Consider the following 19,812-nt stretch of genomic DNA (forward strand, 5'->3'; position numbering starts at 1 on the left):
TATTTCACGGAAAAAATCCGTGTTTACGGAAAGTAATATTTTATAAGCCCATCAGTTTTCTGACTCGAACATCATAGTCTTCGCCATTTTCATTCTTCTTTTTTACTTTCCAGAAGTTGTCTTCTTTGTAGCCTTTATAATCTAAGAAGATTGATTCCCACAACGTAAAAAGTTTTTGGTGTTTAGCAGTTCTATTATGAAAACCATCCTTTCTTAATTCATCAAATAAGATTTGGAAAGCTAATTGGGTTATATATTTGTTGGTTTTAACTTTTCTTATAGGCTTACTTATTACAGGTACTGTAAAATTATGCTCAAAAAAATAGGTGGTCCATCTGAGTAAATTTCTAAAGTCTTCCTCATTGTCTAATATTGGCTTTCCTTTTTGGTGGCAATCGTCTAAAAAAAAAGTAAAGTAAGTTTCTATTTTATCAGCTAATGAGTGAGTTTCATCTTGAATAGGATTGTCTGAATGTTCATTGTTAATATTTGTGTTGTCAATATTTAAATAAGTGCCATTTGTATCAATAGCTGATTTTAAATATTTGACATATCTATCTTTTAGTATTTTATAATCAATATTATTTATAGTTAGTTTTTCTACTGTTTCTAGTTCTAGTTTTATTTTTTCTTCTCTTGTATAGCTTTCAGGGTAAGTTTCCATTCTTTGATTGAAGAATGTATCTTTATGCTGTTCCCAGTTACTAGGATTTAGAATGCTATTGTTGTTTTTTTGCTTTATATTTTTGTAAGTTTTACCATCAACATTTAAATCAGAAATTAGTTCTATTTGAAAAAAATAAAAATCTTCTAGGCTTTCTCTTATTCTTTCTGCTCTACTTTTTTCTTTCAAAACTGGGTAGTTTATAGGTTTAGCTACTATGTTCCCTTCTTTTACTTCAAGTTGCCTGAAACTTTCTTTTAATACCTTTAATTGTGCTAATTTAATATCACGTTCAATATTCTCAACTTCATAATAATTTAAACTACCTAAATACCGACCATTTGTTATGCTCATTAGATGAACTGTGAATGTAAAACCACCCATACTGTAAGGTGTTTCACTTTCTAATTCTTTTTCACAATAATCAATAGTTTCTTTTCTTTTTTGCTCAATAGATTTGCCTTGTAAATCACCATAGGTGATGGTATTGTTTTTAGCTGTTTCAAGCATTTTTAAAAGCATTTCTTTGCGTTCCCATACTTTGTCTTGCAAGTGATTTCTGAAACTTTCTATTACATCTTGACAGCCTTTAAAAAATTCATCTGCTTCAAAAAAGTGATCCTTTTCAGCTTTTTTAAATTCGCGATAAAAATATTTATCTAAAAATTCTCTACTGTTTTTGTTCGTATATCCTTTTAAAACTATATCTAAAAAATCCATTTCTTATAATTGTGTTGGTTGATAAGAATGTTGTTTATGTTCATTTAATAAAGAATATTTAACTGCTTTTTTTAAAAGCGGATGTCAGCACGTCTGTTTCTTTTTGAATTTGGTCGTTTTCAAAGCTATCTAAATAGTTTTCTGTAACTCCAACGTTGCTATGCCCCAGTAATTCGCTAATCATTTCAATTTTGGCCCCAGAGCGCTTTAATACCGTGGCGAAGCTGTGCCGGGCAAAGTAGGTGGTTACGTTTTTCTCAATGCCTATTTCTTTAGCAATGCGCTTCATGTACTTGTTTATAATTTTGGTTAAGTTTTGGCAAACTTTTCTTTGTTGCTTTGCTGTCATATTGATTTCAAAGTGTGGGAATATATAAGCCCCTTGGTTTAATGATGGTTGCCCCCACTTCTTGATTATCGCTAAACTTTCAGGTTTTAAGGCTACTGTGATATTCTTTGGCTCTTTGCGGCTATCTCTTGTTTTTGCTCTTTTATAGGTGAGCATATTGTTGTTTATGTTACTCCATTTTAATAAGCAAAAATCTTTTACGTTCATACCATTTGAAAGGTAAAGAAATAACCAGTAATCTTTCGCCATATCTTCTGCGCTACTCAATTCAGATTCATAGTTGTAAATTTTGCCTATCTCATCAATGGTTAATGCTTTTTTAGTGTTTTTGCTTGTAGGAATAGTGTATTTTTTACTTCCAATACCAAATGGATATATGCTTTTATCTATATCTTGCTGATTGTAGATTGCTCTAAGGCTTCTTAAATACATACTAACAGTTGTGATACTGTTGCCCTGTATTTTCATCCAGTTCTCGTATTTCTTCAAAAATCTCGGTGTTATGTCGGCAAAAGTCAAGTTTTTATGAAATTTATCTATACTTGTTTTAGCACATTTGTAGCAGGATGCTGTGCTTATTTTGTCGTTCAGCTCTAGTGTTTCAATGTATTTATCAAATGCATAAGAAACGCTGTCATTTACATTACGGTACTCCAAATAATGCTCTTTGAAAATTTCAAACGAAAAAACCTTCAGTTTTTTTATAATGTCATTAGCTTTATTCTCAAAATACTCAATTGTAGATTTGATTACTTTTTGATCCTCGGTCTTTCTTTTGCTATAAAAAACTTTCTCAAATTCATCTGTAGTTAAATCAACTCCGGTTGAAAAATAAATGCGCTTTCTGTTGAAAGTAATTTTGATTTTCACAGAACAGGACCCGTCTGCTTTAGGTCTATTAGTGTCATGGTAGATAGTTGCATTAGCTGGTTTCATGGCTTTTTGGTTTTTTGATTTTAGTATTGTAACACATTTGTAACACAAATATACTATAATAAAGCAAAACAAACACATAATAAAGCAAAATAATTTTACATATAAAGCTGAAATATAGTGTTTTATGTTGTTTTTTCTTATAAATGTATATTGGTATTTTGGGCTTATTTCTGCCTTCTAAGCAGACGGTCACAGGTTCGAATCCTGTCGCGATCACTTAACCATAAAACCACGTTCTTTCGAATGTGGTTTTTTGCTTTTTAGACATTCCTGGTTTGAAATCACAAACCTTTAATTAGACAGCAGTATCGTCTGGCAATATCGCTTTGTTGATCGCTCCAAGTTGTCCGATAAGGAAACGAGCCATCCCAGGTGGTTGGAAATCAAATAGGCTTCCTGCAAAGCATGCAAAGTTTCCGTATCCAGTGTTTCATTACCTTGTTTGATGTTTTCATCTCTTACATGCGCTAGACGCTTATATGTACTAAATAATTTCTCCTGAGCATGTTCGACTTTAGTTTTAGCAATTTTTTCCTGACTTGAGGTTTCTTCCAGGCTATCTAAAGCTCCCTGGAGTGTATTTGAGATTCTATTGATAAGCACATTAAATTCGACTGAAGCTGGCGTAGTTTGGTGCTTAGTAATAAAATTCCCTATAGATGCTATGGCAGAAATGAGGGTCTGGTGAAGCGTTACCATTTCATAAATCAACTGAAATTCTTTTTGCTTGGATTTAGGATCCTGAGTCAGTCTTTGAAAGGCAGCGTTCAATTGGCTTATAGCCAGGAATGCTTCTTTTCTTGCTAAATTATAAGCCAAGGTTTTATCATCTGGATTTTGATATAAATCCTGAGTGGCCAGAAGATAAGCTTTATTAGCTTTCAAAGCTTTTATAAGCACTTGTTTTAGATTATACACTTCCCAGCTAGGCAATAGACTATAATTCGCCACTACAGCAATTACTGCCCCTATAAAAGTGTCTAGGACTCTGTATTGAATCACTTCAAGAGCCTTAGGATTGATAAATGAGTAAACGAAAACTATGCTAATAGTGATAAGTGCGGCAGCCGATTTATAATTCTGCTGAATCAATGCAAAAGCAAACACCAGAGACACTAATGCTAATACTGCATATAGAATTTCATTTTGAGTAAGTAAAACAATTCCCACAGCTATAACTGCTCCTATGATGGTTCCAATGATACGGTCCTTTGAGCGTTCTTTAGTCAATCCATAACTTGGACGCATGATAACAATGATGGTAAGTAATATCCAATAGGTATTCTGAATTTCAAAGAAAATTCCTAAACTGTAAGCAAATAACATGGCAATACTTAGCCTTAGTGAATGTCTGAATAAAGTGGAATCCAGTCGTAAGTTTTGTAAAATTACATTGAACCTATATTCGTGGAGGGTTAAAAACTGACTAGCATCCTGCCTTTTTAGAGAAACCTTTGCCGCCTCTTTCACATTATCCATAGCTCGTCGTATAGCAATGATTTCTTCTAGTAATTGTTCCTGATAATCGTAAAGGTTCTTTAAGATTAAAGCTCCTTCTCTAGCCAGAGGTAGCTTAAATTTCTCAAGATAGTCCGTTATAGAGTCGTTAGCCTTAGTTAAGGCCTTGGTTAAATTCTCTTTATCTGGTAATGGATCGTGTTGCATTAAGACTTCAGATAACCTAATGAGATGGTTACCCATGACCTTATTTAACTTCTTAGCAGATTTAAGAAACTCTTTTCTGTCTGCAAAAACTTTATCGATTTTTTCATAATTCATTTGTTCAGCTTCGATAAGTTCAAATATTTTAATCGTTGAAATGAAAATCAATAACTGTTTTTCTTCATACCTTGAACGTCCTGATCGTTTTCTCACTGTAAGGAGCACCTCTCTAAGGGTTTCATGCTTATCGTTGATTTGATTTTGTAGCACGAAGCTCTGCTGAAGTCTACTGTCCCTATCTTTTGCATCGGTTAATAGTCTAGCTCGTAACTTCAAATAATCACCTATCAAATACAGTGTATCCGATAACAATTGATTTTGATCTTTATTTGGAAAAATAAATTGAAAAAGCAGCGATACTGTTAAGTACCAAAGCCCACCAACTCCCATAAAGACTACTTGAATTAAAATGTCTGAAGTCGAACTTTTATCAATAGCAAAGGCAATCACCATGGCCAATAAACCTGAAAAAGATACCAGAGATGCCCTAAATCCATAAACAGAAAGGAGTGAAACAAAAAAGGCAATCACGCCCATAGCTATAAGTAAGACTGGCAGGTAAGGCTTTGTAAATAATATCACAGTGGTAATCAACATTGTTAAACCAGTGCTGATCAAAATGGCGTTAACTTTTCGTTTTCTACTACCTGGCATATCTCCAGGAGCATTTAAAAAAGCTCCAACTACAATAGGCAAAGCAAATTCAAAGTAGCCTAAGCCATACAAAATAGCAAATGGTAAAGCAAGCGCCACACCAAGACGGATTCCTCGATCAAAATTTGAACTTTTAAAGAATAATTCGAGTTGCTTGATCGTTTCTTTCACTTTTTTGAGATAAAGTTAATTTAAATAGATGACGCCCTAGTTTATAAATTAAACTTCCTGTGGAAAAAGTTTTAAAGTTAATATCCGAAATTTTAATGAACTTAGGGTTTAGATTTAGATGGATATTTAAAGAATAGCTGAATTTTTTGAAAACTATCAGATAGTTTTAACAAGAGAATGACTGATTATAGGTTAATTTTAAAAATATTAATTAATGCCGTTTATCTATTGTATAGTTCTATGAATTCTTATAATTGGATAAGCTACAGGTAAATTAAAAACATTATATCATGAAAACACTTCTTTGCATTTTATTTACATTTTTTATAAGTTTTACAGGATTTTCACAAACTTTCGAGTTAAAAGTAGTTGTAGAGGAAATCGAAGATAAGGATGGAATTATCTATCTATCATTGCATGACAATGCGGACAGCTTTCCAAGTGACGATAAAAAAGCAGTAAAAACAGGAAAAATTGAGAAATTTAATACTACCGCAGAATTCACTTTTTCAGGACTTAAAGAAGGTGACTATGCCATATCCATCTTTCAAGACCTAAATGGAAACGAGGAAATGGACACCAACATGTTAGGTATTCCAAAAGAGCCAGTAGGTGCTTCTAATATGACTTCACTTGGCAGACCTAAATTTTCAAAATGTAAATTCAATGTAAGTGAAGATTCAACAATGACAATCAAATACATGAACTAAGCATGAAGGAATTGATTATAATTAAAAATCAGTAGGATATGCTTTTGAATAAGGAGACCAAATTTCATAAATAGGTTGTCCTTTTGAGCTGTTTCCTTTATGATGCCATTCACCTTTAATTACTTCATATTCAAAACTTAAAGCATCACCAACTCGATCTTTGTCTCTGGAAAATAATAAGATATTTTCTTGATATTTTCCATTTTTAGCAGAATAGGTTCCAGCTCCTGTCCCATTAAAAGTTTTTTCAGCAGAATTGAAAGCCACCCATTGAAAACGTCCCCCGGCTAATATTTTTATTGTGCGCCTGTCGCCTGGCTTCATTGTATTTAAGTTTCCATCTCTCTGCCTACCGGTTATAACCCAATTCCCTTTCAAATCATCTTTGTTGGTATTTAGCTTTTTCCAAACTTTTCGATGATGTTCATTAGCTATTTCAAGTGTTTGGTTATCTATCCAATTCAGTTGGTACTCTATCGCTTTACCAATTTTGCCATCATCGTAAGTATCAAAATCTCTTTTTTCAATTAAAGATTCTCCTTTAATTTTAAATTCTCCGCCTGCTGCGCCAAGAAATGAATTGTCTTCAACACTTTTAGATCCTAATGCAAAATAACCATCAGTCACAATTTTAATAACCTCTCGATCTGTGATTTTTTCATCATTGAGTTCAACAAGTTGCCATGAACCCTCGAATGATTGAGCATTAAAGTTAAAGCTATTAAATAGAATTACTAAAAACAGGATTAGGTTCATTTTGTGAAATACTGGTATCGTCTTCATTTAAAAAGTTTTAAAATTCAATCATAAATATAACTATTTAAAAGGGACTGCCAACCAGTCTATGTTTGCTGTACAAAGTGGTAATCCAAGCGTATATTCAACATTTATTCTAAATCCATTAGTCGATTTATTTGAAATATAAACTCTCTGACCACAACTTCCTACTCTGGTCAAATTCACAGTATAATTAGTATTTGGCATAGGACTACTAAACGTTACATCAATTGTGTTGGTACCACTTGAAGATCCAGCTTTGTATTCTAAGTCACTTCCAGGTGGACCTTGAATACCTTGCGGACCCCGAGGACCTTGTTCTCCAGTATCTCCTTTTGGTCCTGTAGCTCCAGCTGGACCTTGAACACCTTGTGGTCCGGTTTCTCCTTGCAGTCCCCTTGGACCTTGTGCACCTGTTTCACCCTGAGTGCCTTGTTCTCCTGTATCACCTTTTAGTCCTGTAGCTCCAGTTGGACCTTGAACACCTTGTGGGCCGGTTTCTCCTTGCAATCCCCTTGGACCTTGTGCACCTGTTTCACCCTGAAGTCCTTGGTCTCCTGTATTTCCTTTTGGTCCTGTAGCTCCAGCCGGACCTTGAACACCTTGTGGCCCGGTTTCTCCTTGCAGTCCCCTTGGACCTTGAGCACCTGTTTCACCCTGAGGCCCTTGATCTCCTGTATCTCCTTTGGGTCCTGTAGCTCCAGCTGGACCTTGGACACCTTGTGGGCCGGTTTCTCCTGGAAGACCCCTTGGACCCTGTGCACCTGTTTCACCCTGAGGACCTTGTTCTCCAGTATCTCCTTTTGGTCCTGTGGCTCCAATTGGTCCTGGAATACCTTGTGGACCTTCTTCTCCGATGTCTCCCTTTGGCCCGGCAGGTCCTTCTGGACCAATTTCTCCAGCTACCCCTTGTGGACCTGTTGGCCCCATTGGTCCAACATCACCTTGAATTCCCTGGAGACCAATTTCACCTTGTATACCTTGTGGACCCTCAGGTCCAATAGGCCCAGCCTGACCTTCAGGACCTGTAAAGTCTGAAGTTGTAAATGATGAACCATCATCAAAAAATAAGGTAAAAGTACCGTTACCATTATCGACTGTAGATTCTATACCAATTCCATCTGCTCCTGCAGGCCCGTTTAATGCATATAAAGCGTAAGGAACACTTAAAAATTCACTTATGCCTTCTATTGAATAATTAGATCCACCAGTAGGATCTGTTTCATATTTGATGAAAAAAGGACCATTTGACCAATCAATATTGGCAAATTCCCCAAACGCAACCTCGCCTGTACCAATTTCAAAACTCACTAATCCGTTTTGATTGGTGGAAGGCAAATGTGTTTCTTCATAAACTAAAGTTCCATTGGATGAACCTTGTATAATTCCTATTCTCATCCCTACTTGAGTTGAAGTGATTAGTGCATCCGCATTGTCTCTTACAACTGCCTGGTAGCTCATTTTCTGAGGTGCTTGCGCAAAAATAATTTCAGAAAAGCATAAAAAGAAATAGAATAAAGTATTAATTTTAATAGTAAAGTTTTTCATAGACTAGTTTTTTAAAATCTTAAAGGATTGTAATTTGATATTACTTTTATAAAGGTTTAAGAGGTAGATTGAAGAAGCAAAAGGTTTCAAATCCAAAAGAGTTTGGTTTGAGGTAATTTGATCTTTCAAAATCAATTTACCATTTAAATCAAAAAGTTTGTAGTTGTATTTCTTTTCAATCATATTATCAAAATTAATTGTCAAATGATCTGAAGCTGGATTTGGATAAATCGATAATGAAAATGTAGTTTCAAGATCATTTACACTTAAGGTATAATTTTCAATGGGCTGCTGTATGCCCTCACTTAGTGTTGCTGTAGAGCCTTCCCAGAAATTAAATGCAACTTGACCTACAGTAAAGCTAGATGATCCACCTACACCTGTAGCGTCTCCTCCTGTAACGGATAAAGCTTGTTGGGCAAAGGCTGAAAACTGAATAGCTAAAACTAAAATAAATGTTAATTTATAATTTTTCATATGGTATATACGTGATTAGTTTGTGAAGGGTTTAAAAAAATAAAATTTTATGTTGAATTTGAATTGAATACCATTTAATTGAAGAATGCATCAGCATTATAATCTTTAAAAAGTAGGTTTTCTCTCAAAAAATCTATATTCACGTCATACAACTTAAATATAGGTTTGAAATTTTTTTAAATAAGAATTCAGATCAAAATAATCCAGCCAATATGAAAGACTATTAATAGAATTAAAAACTAGCATAATTTTAGACTCTAAAAAAATCAATATCTAATAAAATGACTAGGATCAAGGTTTTGCTATGCTGTAAAATGAAAATACCAGAATTGAAAACATGTAAAAGCTGTTTTACTTATTCATAAAACAGCTTATATAAGTTTGGTTTTTATTTATGGACTTACAAAGTTTAATCCAACATTAAAGAAGAGTGGATTCCCCAGGTTGTTTATCATTCCGAAGTCCTGATTTCCAAAAAAGCCTCTAAAAAAGTCTCTGTTACTATCTAGCTCATCTGCATCATAAGACCAGTCCATCCTGTAGCCTGCTTGCACTGTTGCCCAAATGTATCCTGATATGCGAGTTTGAAATTCAAGTTTTGGCCGTACCTCTCCTCTTCTTATTTCGTAAGAATTTCCATTGATGGAGTAATCGTCGATTCTATAGCTCTGGCCTTCAAGATCAAATCCAGCTAATAGTAAAGAGTTGCTATTAATATTATATCTCACATAAGCTTTTGCAGGAAATAAAATTTCTGTTCCCCATTTTCTATTCTTGGAAGTCCAGTCGTACATAATAACAGGTACGTAATTTAAATTTCCAACTCTATAGGTTCGAGATATACCTATTCCCCAGCGGTAATAATCGTTGACTCGCCTTCCATAAACTGCTGCTGCGCTATAACGAAGTGTATTCAACGATTGAAAATTATCAAAATCATAGTTACCACTCAAATCCATTTGTCCTTGAAACACAATGAAGTCTTTTTCATTCAATGGAAAAAATAAAGTGTTGGTCCAGTTAATATTTCTTAATCCGTCTTCATTAAGTATTTGGCCAAGAGTTCTGGCTTGTGTACCATCTGGAAGGACAACAGGACTTTGCGGAGAATTCAAATTTTCTCTTATGTTGTACCTTGTATCCATGAAGTTTATTCCAGATTGCCAAACGAAACTACTTTTGGAAATAATGGGTATATTGGTATTGAATCTAAATCCTCCGGTAAATTCTGCAGTTCCAGCTTCATTCACTCCAGGATTATCTTCATCTACATCAAACCCATTATTGAGCGTCTGTGGAAATCGAACTTCAGAAAACTCATAATCGTATGGCATCTGGGCATCAAAACTAACACCAATAAACTTTTGAGGACTCATTCCTGAGATCGTTGGTTTGGCATAGCGTTTCACAGGAGTGTCATCCTCAAGCTCAAAATCGTCATACATACTGTAATCTTCATCGTCATCCTCCTCCTGCGCCTGAACTGAGGATATGCTAAACATTAGAAAGGCAAGCATCAAAACATAACTGTAACTATTTTTCATATTTATTTTAGTTTTAAGCTAAAAAAAACCGCTGTACTTAGTAACGTACAGCAGTTTTCGATTGTTGATTTCTATTTCTTTTTGGTAAGTCTTCTCCAGGTATCTGTTCTTCCGAAAGTTTTGACACCAACATATCCGCGGATATCAAGTGTGTTTTCATCCTTCATCGTAATTACACAACTGTATGTTGTGCCACTTTCTGGATCGTAAATTGTCCCTTCTTCCCAAACTCCTTCACCTTGATATTCAAAATCTTTTAAGATTCTATAGCCTCGTAAAGGAACATTTTGCATGCTTTCATCTGGATTATTCTTATCCAATTTAGCTTCACCTGTATCTGGATCTGTTGGTTCTTTCAACCACACTATTTTACCATAGAATTTATCATCGATTTTATCAATTTTCACTTTAGCTTTTCCGTGACCTGGTTCCCAAACACCAACAATATCCTCAGCTTCCTGAGCAAGGCTAAAATATCCAAGTAAACAAAAAGCAATTAAAAAAAGTTTATTATTCATAGTTTTAAGTATTAAATTATTTTTCGGTTTCTACTTCAAAAGTGACTTGCAAGTCAAAAACAACATCCTCATAAAAATCTTCATCCAGCATATCGAAATCGCCTACAAAAGTGATGCGTTCATCTGTAAAGGCAGTTTCTAATTCCTTCTGTTTTCCTGCAATCTGAAGATTGTAGCTCTTATCTGGTTGAATATTGCTTTCCAACAATCCAATTCTGGTCATACTGGTGTATTTAGATTTCATTTCCATTACCATTTTGCCCACTTTAGGAAAATCCATTCCTGTTCTGGGCTTAACGTTGATGCCTGTAATTTTTGCCTTTTTCACTATGATATCTCCTTCTATGTCTGGAAAAAGTTCTTCCAATGAAAACTCCCAAGTAGCTGTTGCTGTATTGGATCCTTCAAATAACGGACCAACTGCTTTAAGATCTAAAATTGGTGTTGAGACCTCGTGCTTTTCAGTTTCAACGGCACACGAAAACGTTATACTTAAGATAATAAGCAAGGATAAAAATGTTAATGATTTATATTTCATTGTAAGTTATGTTTTAAACAAATCTATATAAAAATATCATTATTTTTCATTTTCGATAAGAATAAGCAAACTTTTTTCTGAAATAAATATTGATTAAGGAACTAATTTATTGATACAAAATCTGTTAAGGCATAGGGTCAAATGATTAGAGCTATCTTAATTTTATATGATGTAAACGAAAAGACCTTTAAAGTTTCTTAAATCCACAGACGAAACCTTAATCAATTTCAATGATAAAGCTTGATATCTTAGTTAATTCAATGTAAGGTATAACAAATTCAGAAGTAATAATTGGTTACAAAATTGATCTGATGAAAGTTACTTCTGTTGAAGAAGAGTTCGGGCTGAGTTTCATTTTTGTTTTCTCTGTAAACCCAGAGTAAGTCAAAACTCAATCCTTTCCAGAAACCTTTTGGTTTATAAGTAAGCTGCGTGTTGTATTGACGTGTACTGTCTATGTTGTATTTGTTAAGGTGAAACTTTCCTACCTCTGCACCACTCAAATCCTGGTAGTGAAAGCCAACCTTTAGGTTGGGGTTTAAAAATTTGTAATCCACTCGAAATGTAAACACATTCACACCACCAAGTCCTTCCAATCTAGATCTTGGCATAGAGGTGTAAAAATTGTCCCTACCCAATTCTTTCGGGAAGAGAAAACGGCCTGTATCCAATGCATGCGTGTATGCTGCACCAAACTCCCAACTTGAGTCAAACCAAGTCAGTTTAGAACTAAATACATTGGCGTGCTCGCCGGGCTGCATATAGCGGTTGATATAATTCAGTTCATCGCCATACCCTAAAGATAATGAGTGCGCATACTGAAATCCAACTTTATATGACTTATGAATGTATTCTGCTTCCAGCCACACTATATTGCTAATTTTATCGAATAGGAAATTGTAAGCGTGAATATTCAAGTTATTAGCATTGAACCCATAATTGAATACTCCAACACCACGACTAGGATAAAAGCCTCTATAGGTAGCCTTTTCCCCATTGGGCTGAAACCCTTGGTTGACCATTCCAAACACCTCATCGAAGCTAAACCAATCGTAAGATGATCTTGGCGATACGCCTTTTAACCATCCTAAATCCAAACTGTGAGGAGAATCAAAATTGAGGTGTAACCACGCTCCACTGTGCGCAAAGCGATTCATTCGACCATCACTGGCATTGATAAGACGTGTGTATTCGGTTTTGATTTTTCCAACACTAATGTAGTAATTACCAACCTGGTACTTCAGGTATAGTTCATCTAGTCGTACCAAATGGTTAAATTGCCCTTTATTGAAAATATCGTAGAGCTCAAACTCCCACTTATCTCCCCTTCCAACAACAGGGTCTATAATGCTAAGATCATTTCCTAAAGTCTTATAAGTAAAACTAGTCTTAATCCCTGCCTGAAAACCTTTAAAAGAGCCTGTTGAAATACCTATAACAGCACCAGTGGCATTGGTAGAGTAATCCTGAAAGCTACTTCTATTGAATGTTGCCATAGAAAAATTTCGTATTCTTCCATTCACTCTGGCTTCAGAAAAGACATCTTTTAAGGTATTGCTAGAAATAGAAACAGAATCATTTTGTCCAAAAGAGATTGAAACATTTATGAGTAAAACTATTGAAATTAATCTCAAAATCTGTAGTTGTTTAGATCACAACCACAAATCTAGAAAGTGTGGAACATTTTTACTGTAACTCTAGTTACGCCTGATGGAGCATTAAATAAAAGTTGAAGATAATTTCTCGTTTGATTCTTTAATAGTTAATATAGTTTTTCACTACATCCCAGAATCACTTACTTTCATTAGGTACAGAGCTTTATTGAGTAAAGCGTATTTGTTTCAAAGCCAAAAAGATGTTCTTACTCTTGATGGCTAATAAAAAGTTCATGTAAATGCAGAGGATTGATCATGCACAAGTCTTAACTTGAAGGAGCTGAGGTAAAAATAGTTACAAGACGAAAAATAAATTTTATCTAGTTAAATAGTCAAAACAAGCGTTTACTTAAGTATTATTCACTCAACTTGTCCATTTATCCACTCTTTTATATAATCTAAAACCTTTGGAGACATAGTCTGTTCTATAACGCCATACTCACTCAAATCTCCGGTTTCACTTTCCTGTAAAAGATGATTAAGGCCTTCGAATTCTTTAATTTCTACTTGTTGATTTCCACCTCTTCTTAGCTCCAATTCTATAGCTTCCAAATTTTCTTTAGAAGATACCTGGAAATCATTGCTTCCTGCGATTGCTAAAACAGGACAATTCACCAGACTTAAATATGCAGAAGGCTTATTTCTAAGAATACCAAGTAATTCTTTTGTAGTCAATTGCTCTGCCATTGCCATCAGTTCTTTTTCCATCATTACATTAGCATAATTATCTGTAAAAAACACCATCAACTCATCTTTCAATTGCTGGCCCTCAGCCTTTGTAGATAAAATATAATCGTAGGTGGAAGAAAACATTTCATTGGATTTTTCAACTTGTGTTTCATTAAGACCTCTCAACTTCAAAAAATCAGCTCTTTGTTTGAGCATCATTTTATGACCATCAATTCCTGGAGCCGCCAGAAGCACCAGAAATGAAACATCTTCTGTAATCGCTATTTTTGGTGCCAGAATACCTCCCAGACTATGGCCAATTAAACCAATTTTCTTGGAATCTATTTCTGGACGTTCAATCAAATAATTGAATGCAGATTTCACATCATCAACAAAATCATCCATACTGGCTTCCAAAAATTCACCTTCAGATTCTCCAACGCCTCTTTCATCAAACCTCAGCACAGCAACCCCACTCTGAGTGAGCTCATGAGCCAAAAGAAGAAAGGGCTTATGCCCCATAATATAACTATTCCTGTCCTGCGGACCACTTCCACTGATTAAGATAACAGCAGGGAAATTTCCCTCTTTATGGGGCATGGTGAGAGTTCCTGCAAAACTGATGCTATCCTTCTCATTGCTGAATCTCACTTCCTCTTCGTAATAATCATAAGGAGGTATGGGTTCCTGAGGCCTATTCAACTTTTTATTTCCTCTTATCAAATTTAGTTTTAGAGACATTCCATTTTGAACAAAATTTCCTACAATAGTATCTTTTGTAACCCATTTACCTTGATATTTAATGCCTAGAGGCTTAAGCTCTATTGCCAAAATAGAATCTGTAAAAGAAGTGGAAGTCGATTTAAAATCACTTACCGACTGAGCTGGTACACTCAGGGCAGATTTATAAGCATTTTCATCTTTATATACTATAAAGTTGAGGTCAAGTGAGTTCCCTGCATAATTTAATTCACCAGTCCATTCTCCTGTTACGTCTTGTGAATATGAAACCTGAAAGAAACATAGGGCGGTAAGAAAAGTATATAAGTATTTCATGGCTTTAGCTGTTAAGTATTATTTTAATTTTTAAATAATCTAGAATCTCCATCTTGTGGAATCCAAACCTTGTCTTTTAGCTTTTGTAAAACAAAGGCCGTCTCTAAATCTGCTCTTTCTGTTGGACAATGATTTAAAGCTTCCAAGTGGTTACAGATAGTCACACCAAAATTCAGATTAGTGAATTTTACTATGTCTTCCAATGTCATCAAAATAGGTTCATAGTCATCCAGCTGAGCAGAACCACAAGGAATTACACTTATATCAGGCTGATCATTGACTAAAACTTCAGCAACCTTATCGGTTAGAATCGTATCCGAAGCCAGATATAAACTAGGCTCATCAGGCAATTTAAGGTAAAAACCCATAACATTCCCCATCAGTTGGGCAACTTCACCATAACCATGCTGAGCAGGAATTCCCTCTATACTTCCACCGAGAAAGTTCTGAGGCTTGTTGTACTCAAGCTCCTGAACAATCTTCAGTCCTTTGTCTCTTAGGTCTTTGGCGTCCAGGACACTACAGGTAACAGGAAGTCCTTTTTCTTTCAAATAATCAATCCCGGCAGCATCCAGGTGATCTGCGTGCTGATGAGTTATTAAAACATGCGTCACGTTTTCGAGTAAAGAGTTGGCTTGTTTTGGGAGTTTGACCAAAGGATTTCGTTTTGGCGGGAAACGCTTTTTTGTAAACGCTTCAATGCTTCCTACCTCACCAAGCATGGGATCAACCAAAATGACATCTCTTTTAGTTTCAATAATTGCAGTAGCATTCCTAAGGTGATGGTATATCATTATTCTGATTTTATTTTAGATCGACTTCTTGCTCAAAGATAATTCAACTTTTATTATAAAGATAAGTTGAAGCTATTGCTTTTATTTGCAAAAAAAATTGAACGATGTCGATAAGTATAAAAGTCATTGGTTCCTCTGAAGTTGAATCTCTAGCAAAACTAAGTCAAGCCACTTTTTTAGAATCTCATGGGCATAGTGCAGAAGCTTCGGATATTGAAAATTACGTTGACTTTCATTTCAATATAGAGGAACTATCAAAGGCCCTTAACGATCCTGATATTCACTTCAACAAAATATATTTCAATAACCAACTTGCTGGTTATTCCAAACTTATTTTAGATAAACCTCATCCCTTCACAGACATCACACCCATCGCCAAATTTGAAAGGCTTTATCTTTTAAAAGATTTCTACGGACTTGGTTTAGGCGAAGAGCTTTTAAAACATAACATAGAAATCGCAAGAAACCATCAACAAAGAGCTTTTTGGCTTTTTGTCTGGACCCAAAATGTAAAAGGCCTAAAATTTTATCAAAAAAATAATTTTAAAATCATCGGTGAACATGATTTCAAAATAAGTGATAAACATTCCAACCCCAATTATGTAATGTTGAAGATGATTTAGTTTACGGCGTTATTTTACAAAAAATAAACCGTGAAATATGAATACTCCACGGCTCATTCTATTTCACTTAGATTTTTATTTTTTATCATAGCCTTCAGGTCGCTTCCATCTTTTGGGAGCTTCTGGCTCTGGCTGCATTTGAAATTCTTCAGTCTCAAGGAGTTTTAAGGCTTCTTCCACAGCTTTTTCCAACTGGGCATCTCTGCCTTGTATAGATAGTTTTGGTTCATCTATAACTTCAAAATCTGGAGATACTCCTTCTCCTTCCACTGCCCATTCTCCATCTGTATCATAAAACCCACCTCTTGGAGCAACCATTCTTCCTCCATCTATAAATCGTGGTGTGTCCCAAGTCCCCACAAGTCCGCCCCAGGTGCGGGTTCCAACCAATGGTCCTATCTCTTTTTTCTTGAATATATAAGGTAGTAAATCACCTCCAGAACCTGCTCTTTCATTGATAATCATAACCTTGGGTCCCCATATTCCAGCCAGCGGAGAGGTCCAGGGTTTGTTATCTCCTGCTTTACTGTTGAAATAACCAATAGGTTCACGCGTCATAATATCTATCATATAATCTGCAGCAGAACCTCCTCCGTTATTTCTTTCATCTAGAACAACTCCTTTTTTATCTTGTTGTGAGAAATAATACCTGTTGAAACTTGTAAATCCAGGCTGACTCGTGTTTGGTATGTATACGTAAGCCAACTTACCGTCAGACATTTCATCCACTTTTCTCCTGTTGCTTTCTACCCAGTCGATGTATCTCAACCCATTTTCATTACTTACTGGTTTCACATACACTTTCTTTGCTTCAGATTTTGAAGGAGAAGTATTCACTAGCAGACTGACCGTTCTTCCAGATGTTTGAGCAAAATGTTTATAAATATTATTTTCAGCTGAGAGGCTTTTTCCATTTACTTCCAACACAAAATCTCCCTCTTTCACCTTTTGTCCTGTTAAACCTAAGGGTGCCGAAATATCCGGATTCCACTGCTCTCCATCGTAAATCTTAGTGATTTTGTAATGACCATCTTCAATTTCAAAATCAGCGCCAAGCAATCCTACTGGAACTCTATCTACATCTGGCATATCACCTCCAGAGACATAAGAATGTCCAATAGATACTTCCCCACTTAAAATATCAACCAAATAGTTCAAGTCTGTTCTATGGTTTACATGATCAAGCCATGGAACGTACCAATTATAAACTTCATTCCAGGGAGCACCATGAACATTATCGACATATAGAAAATCTCTCATAAACCTCCAGCCTTCTTTAAATATTTGAGCATATTCTGCTTTTGGATCAACTAACATCTTTGCAGAAACTGAAAGTTTATCTTCAGGTTTAGCTTTACTTTTGGTATCTGTTATAGTCCATTGCCCGCCTTTTTGATAAAGAGTATAATCTCCATTTTTGCTAAGTACCATCTGGCTAATCTCTTCTTCATAGTCTTCGGCTTCCTCTTTTTCCACATCATAATTATGAACTTTTAATCCATCTTTGTGTAAAACCGATTCTGCAATAAATAGTTTATTTGCATCAGAAGTTTTAATAAATTGGTAATCTCTTGCTGGAAGTTGAAGCGCAACCACTCGGCTTTGAATGCCGTCAAAATCAATTTTGATTGGTTTTACTTTTTGCTCATCATCATTGTTTATTTTGTCCTTTTTAGACTTTTCATCTTTATCGTTTGTCTTATCTCCTTCTTCATTATCACTTTTTGGCAAATTTGGTGCTTCACCATCAGCATCTAAAACGACTGCATACAGACTTCTATTTACAGATGCATCGTATGAACTCATGTCCAACCATCCTGTATTTAGCCCATAATCTGTACTTGCCAGGAAATACAAATATTTCCCCGACTTGTCCCAGACAGGTGAAATCGCATCGGCCAGAGGATCTGATATTTGATTTGTCTTTCCTGTTTGAGTGTCGTAAATAAAAATGGATTTAAAATGACTGTCTTGCTGCTTTTCATAAGTAATGTATCTGCTGTCTGGAGACCAGTTTGGATTCATCGTTCTGTTGGGATGCGCGAAGCCGTCAGTATCCACTTTTTTAACCTTAGCATTTTCGAGATTGATAAACCATAGATTATAATCTGTGTCTGTGTAACTAATGAATTTACCATCTGGTGACCAATCTGGAGTGAAATAAAATGTAGGATTGTCTAACTTAAAGAATGTTTTGTTTTCACCATATTGATTGGAAACGACAAGTTCGTATTCTCCACTAGCATCTGAAAACCAAGCGATTTTATCTCCTTTTGGCGACCATATTGGGAATCTATCTGCGACTCCACTGCTTTGAGTGATATTCCTCCAGCTTCCCTCCTCTTTTGGGATAGTAAAAATATCACCTCTATATTCAAAAATGGCTCTTTTTCCATTAGGAGAAAGATTTGGATTTAAAACGTTTCCAGACTTAACATCATCCCATCTTTCCCTGCTGAAATTTAAATCACCTGCAACATTTATTTCCAGTTGTTGAGCAGACTTATCATTTGTAGAAAAGAGATGTAGGTAGCCCCCTTGTTCATAAATTATATGATCTCCATGTGTATCTAAACTTTTTACATCAAATTTCTTATGAAACGTAATCTGTTTCTCTTGTTTAGTTTGAATATCGTAACTCCAGATATTGCTGGAATAATCCCTTTCTGATAAGTAATATATTTTCTCACCGATCCATACAGGTTCCAAATGCCTTTCCTTATCGGTTTGAGGTGTTCTCACCAATTCTTGATTTTTAAGATCTAAAATCCAAATAGGCATGGCCTGGCCACCTCTGTAGTTTCTCCACTCAGGATCCCAGGAAGTGATTGGTGTGTAGGCCAGGTAATTCCCATCTGGAGAAACATCGCCGTAAGCTGCCCTTACATCAATTAAGGGCTCCGGAAAACTTCCTTTGACTGAAACGGTGTAGAGTTGAGCAGTTTTAGTTGGATGAGATTTTCTACCCGAACGAAATAAAATATCTCCCTCTGGCGTCCAGCCTTGCACAAAATCACCACCAGGGTGGAAGGTTAGTCGCCTGGGTGTTCCACCTTCAACTGGAATCACATACACATCTGTATTTCCATCATATTCTGCACTAAAGGCAATCCATTTGCCGTCATTAGAAAAATGTGGTAAAGATTCATAACCTTCATAAGTTGTTAAACGCTCAGCTTCTCCACCGGTGTGAGGAACTTTCCACAAATCATTTGCATAGACAAAGACTACATAATCACTAGATATTGTTGGCTGTCGTAAAAGCATAGTGCCTTGACTAAATCCTTCAATTGAAATAAAAGTTAAGACTAATAGTAAGTAAAATCTCTTCATAGGAGTTTGAGTAAAAATTAAAAATGATGAATTTATGACTATTTGGATTTAAAATAAAAATAAATCAGCAGTAGATTTTGTTGCCGATTAAAATATCAACTTACTTTAGTTAAAACAGAATAAATTATGTCAAATTCAAATTAAGTAAATTAGATTAGCCTAATCAAACAAACCTAAACCTATGAGTATTTTAAGACTAATTTTTGCAATCCTTCTACCCCCACTTGGTGTTTTTCTTACAGTTGGCATTCGTGGAGCCTTTTGGCTTAACATCCTGCTTACGATACTGGGCTTTGTTCCTGGTGTCGTCCATGCTGTTTGGATCATTGCAAAAAACGATAAATAATAGAAGAA

General features: G+C 35.4%; 16 protein-coding genes. 3 read left to right on the plus strand and 13 right to left on the minus strand.

Annotated elements, in window-relative coordinates; genetic code table 11:
- Window positions 1-40: 40 nt before the first annotated feature.
- The 3 genes from LB454_RS01175 to LB454_RS01185 all read right to left on the minus strand — a co-directional run bounded on the left by LB454_RS01175 (window position 41) and on the right by LB454_RS01185 (window position 5,216).
- Window positions 41-1,384 (minus strand): hypothetical protein, encoded by a 1,344-nt coding sequence (locus LB454_RS01175; RefSeq protein ID WP_224462476.1) that lies wholly within the window; start codon window positions 1,382-1,384, stop codon window positions 41-43.
- Between the two features lie 58 nt (window positions 1,385-1,442).
- The gene (locus tag LB454_RS01180; protein WP_224462477.1) at window positions 1,443-2,669 is read right to left on the minus strand and encodes a site-specific integrase; all 1,227 of its coding nucleotides are present in this window, start codon (window positions 2,667-2,669) and stop codon (window positions 1,443-1,445) included.
- Between the two features lie 291 nt (window positions 2,670-2,960).
- Window positions 2,961-5,216, minus strand: a complete 2,256-nt coding sequence (locus LB454_RS01185) for an FUSC family protein (protein WP_224462478.1) — start codon at window positions 5,214-5,216, stop codon at window positions 2,961-2,963.
- 290 nt (window positions 5,217-5,506) lie between these two features.
- Here LB454_RS01185 and LB454_RS01190 point away from each other — a divergent pair, with 290 nt between their 5' ends.
- Window positions 5,507-5,926: a DUF2141 domain-containing protein gene (locus LB454_RS01190; RefSeq protein WP_224462479.1), complete on the plus strand. Its 420-nt coding sequence runs from the start codon at window positions 5,507-5,509 to the stop codon at window positions 5,924-5,926.
- 21 nt (window positions 5,927-5,947) lie between these two features.
- Here the strand turns inward: LB454_RS01190 and LB454_RS01195 are convergent, their stop codons facing one another.
- From LB454_RS01195 to LB454_RS01235, 9 genes are all read right to left on the minus strand, one after another.
- The gene (locus LB454_RS01195) at window positions 5,948-6,709 is read right to left on the minus strand and encodes a hypothetical protein (RefSeq protein WP_224462480.1); all 762 of its coding nucleotides are present in this window, start codon (window positions 6,707-6,709) and stop codon (window positions 5,948-5,950) included.
- A gap of 33 nt (window positions 6,710-6,742) precedes the next feature.
- Complete coding sequence (locus LB454_RS14030) at window positions 6,743-8,251, minus strand: collagen-like domain-containing protein (RefSeq protein ID WP_322962805.1); 1,509 nt, start codon at window positions 8,249-8,251, stop codon at window positions 6,743-6,745.
- A gap of 3 nt (window positions 8,252-8,254) precedes the next feature.
- Window positions 8,255-8,728 (minus strand): T9SS type A sorting domain-containing protein, encoded by a 474-nt coding sequence (locus LB454_RS01205; protein WP_224462481.1) that lies wholly within the window; start codon window positions 8,726-8,728, stop codon window positions 8,255-8,257.
- Window positions 8,729-9,120: 392 nt separating this feature from the next.
- Window positions 9,121-10,272: a DUF6268 family outer membrane beta-barrel protein gene (locus LB454_RS01210; protein ID WP_224462482.1), complete on the minus strand. Its 1,152-nt coding sequence runs from the start codon at window positions 10,270-10,272 to the stop codon at window positions 9,121-9,123.
- 71 nt (window positions 10,273-10,343) lie between these two features.
- Window positions 10,344-10,790: a DUF2147 domain-containing protein gene (locus LB454_RS01215; RefSeq protein ID WP_224462483.1), complete on the minus strand. Its 447-nt coding sequence runs from the start codon at window positions 10,788-10,790 to the stop codon at window positions 10,344-10,346.
- A gap of 16 nt (window positions 10,791-10,806) precedes the next feature.
- A complete protein-coding gene (locus tag LB454_RS01220) occupies window positions 10,807-11,328 on the minus strand; it encodes a hypothetical protein (protein WP_224462484.1) in 522 nt (173 codons plus the stop codon).
- Window positions 11,329-11,606: 278 nt separating this feature from the next.
- Window positions 11,607-12,962: a hypothetical protein gene (locus tag LB454_RS01225; RefSeq protein ID WP_224462485.1), complete on the minus strand. Its 1,356-nt coding sequence runs from the start codon at window positions 12,960-12,962 to the stop codon at window positions 11,607-11,609.
- Between the two features lie 381 nt (window positions 12,963-13,343).
- On the minus strand, window positions 13,344-14,708 hold the full coding sequence (locus tag LB454_RS01230) for an alpha/beta hydrolase family protein (RefSeq protein WP_224462486.1): 1,365 nt from the start codon (window positions 14,706-14,708) through the stop codon (window positions 13,344-13,346).
- A 23-nt stretch (window positions 14,709-14,731) separates the two neighbouring features.
- Complete coding sequence (locus LB454_RS01235) at window positions 14,732-15,502, minus strand: MBL fold metallo-hydrolase (protein ID WP_224462487.1); 771 nt, start codon at window positions 15,500-15,502, stop codon at window positions 14,732-14,734.
- A gap of 104 nt (window positions 15,503-15,606) precedes the next feature.
- Between LB454_RS01235 and LB454_RS01240 the strand changes: the two genes are divergently transcribed.
- Window positions 15,607-16,125, plus strand: coding sequence for a GNAT family N-acetyltransferase (locus LB454_RS01240; RefSeq protein WP_224462488.1), 519 nt, complete (start codon window positions 15,607-15,609; stop codon window positions 16,123-16,125).
- 75 nt (window positions 16,126-16,200) lie between these two features.
- Here the strand turns inward: LB454_RS01240 and LB454_RS01245 are convergent, their stop codons facing one another.
- Window positions 16,201-19,458: a S41 family peptidase gene (locus LB454_RS01245; RefSeq protein WP_224462489.1), complete on the minus strand. Its 3,258-nt coding sequence runs from the start codon at window positions 19,456-19,458 to the stop codon at window positions 16,201-16,203.
- A 181-nt stretch (window positions 19,459-19,639) separates the two neighbouring features.
- Here LB454_RS01245 and LB454_RS01250 point away from each other — a divergent pair, with 181 nt between their 5' ends.
- Window positions 19,640-19,804 carry a YqaE/Pmp3 family membrane protein gene (locus LB454_RS01250; protein ID WP_224462490.1) on the plus strand — a complete coding sequence of 55 codons (165 nt, stop codon included), beginning with the start codon at window positions 19,640-19,642 and terminating at the stop codon, window positions 19,802-19,804.
- Window positions 19,805-19,812 lie beyond the last annotated feature (8 nt).

Origin of the sequence: Psychroflexus montanilacus (genome assembly GCF_020164535.1) — a bacterium.
In the GTDB taxonomy this organism is placed as follows: domain Bacteria; phylum Bacteroidota; class Bacteroidia; order Flavobacteriales; family Flavobacteriaceae; genus Psychroflexus; species Psychroflexus montanilacus.

Bases quoted from the DNA above. Each gene is read 5' to 3' on its own strand.
- LB454_RS01190 (WP_224462479.1), top strand. From the start codon at position 5,507: ATGAAAACACTTCTTTGCATTTTATTTACATTTTTTATAAGTTTTACA.
- LB454_RS01195 (WP_224462480.1), bottom strand. From the start codon at position 6,709: ATGAAGACGATACCAGTATTTCACAAAATGAACCTAATCCTGTTTTTA.
- LB454_RS01215 (WP_224462483.1), bottom strand. From the start codon at position 10,790: ATGAATAATAAACTTTTTTTAATTGCTTTTTGTTTACTTGGATATTTT.
- LB454_RS01245 (WP_224462489.1), bottom strand. From the start codon at position 19,458: ATGAAGAGATTTTACTTACTATTAGTCTTAACTTTTATTTCAATTGAA.
- LB454_RS01180 (WP_224462477.1), bottom strand. From the start codon at position 2,669: ATGAAACCAGCTAATGCAACTATCTACCATGACACTAATAGACCTAAA.
- LB454_RS01210 (WP_224462482.1), bottom strand. From the start codon at position 10,272: ATGAAAAATAGTTACAGTTATGTTTTGATGCTTGCCTTTCTAATGTTT.
- LB454_RS01205 (WP_224462481.1), bottom strand. From the start codon at position 8,728: ATGAAAAATTATAAATTAACATTTATTTTAGTTTTAGCTATTCAGTTT.
- LB454_RS01240 (WP_224462488.1), top strand. From the start codon at position 15,607: ATGTCGATAAGTATAAAAGTCATTGGTTCCTCTGAAGTTGAATCTCTA.
- LB454_RS01220 (WP_224462484.1), bottom strand. From the start codon at position 11,328: ATGAAATATAAATCATTAACATTTTTATCCTTGCTTATTATCTTAAGT.
- LB454_RS01250 (WP_224462490.1), top strand. From the start codon at position 19,640: ATGAGTATTTTAAGACTAATTTTTGCAATCCTTCTACCCCCACTTGGT.
- LB454_RS01230 (WP_224462486.1), bottom strand. From the start codon at position 14,708: ATGAAATACTTATATACTTTTCTTACCGCCCTATGTTTCTTTCAGGTT.
- LB454_RS14030 (WP_322962805.1), bottom strand. From the start codon at position 8,251: ATGAAAAACTTTACTATTAAAATTAATACTTTATTCTATTTCTTTTTA.
- LB454_RS01175 (WP_224462476.1), bottom strand. From the start codon at position 1,384: ATGGATTTTTTAGATATAGTTTTAAAAGGATATACGAACAAAAACAGT.
- LB454_RS01235 (WP_224462487.1), bottom strand. From the start codon at position 15,502: ATGATATACCATCACCTTAGGAATGCTACTGCAATTATTGAAACTAAA.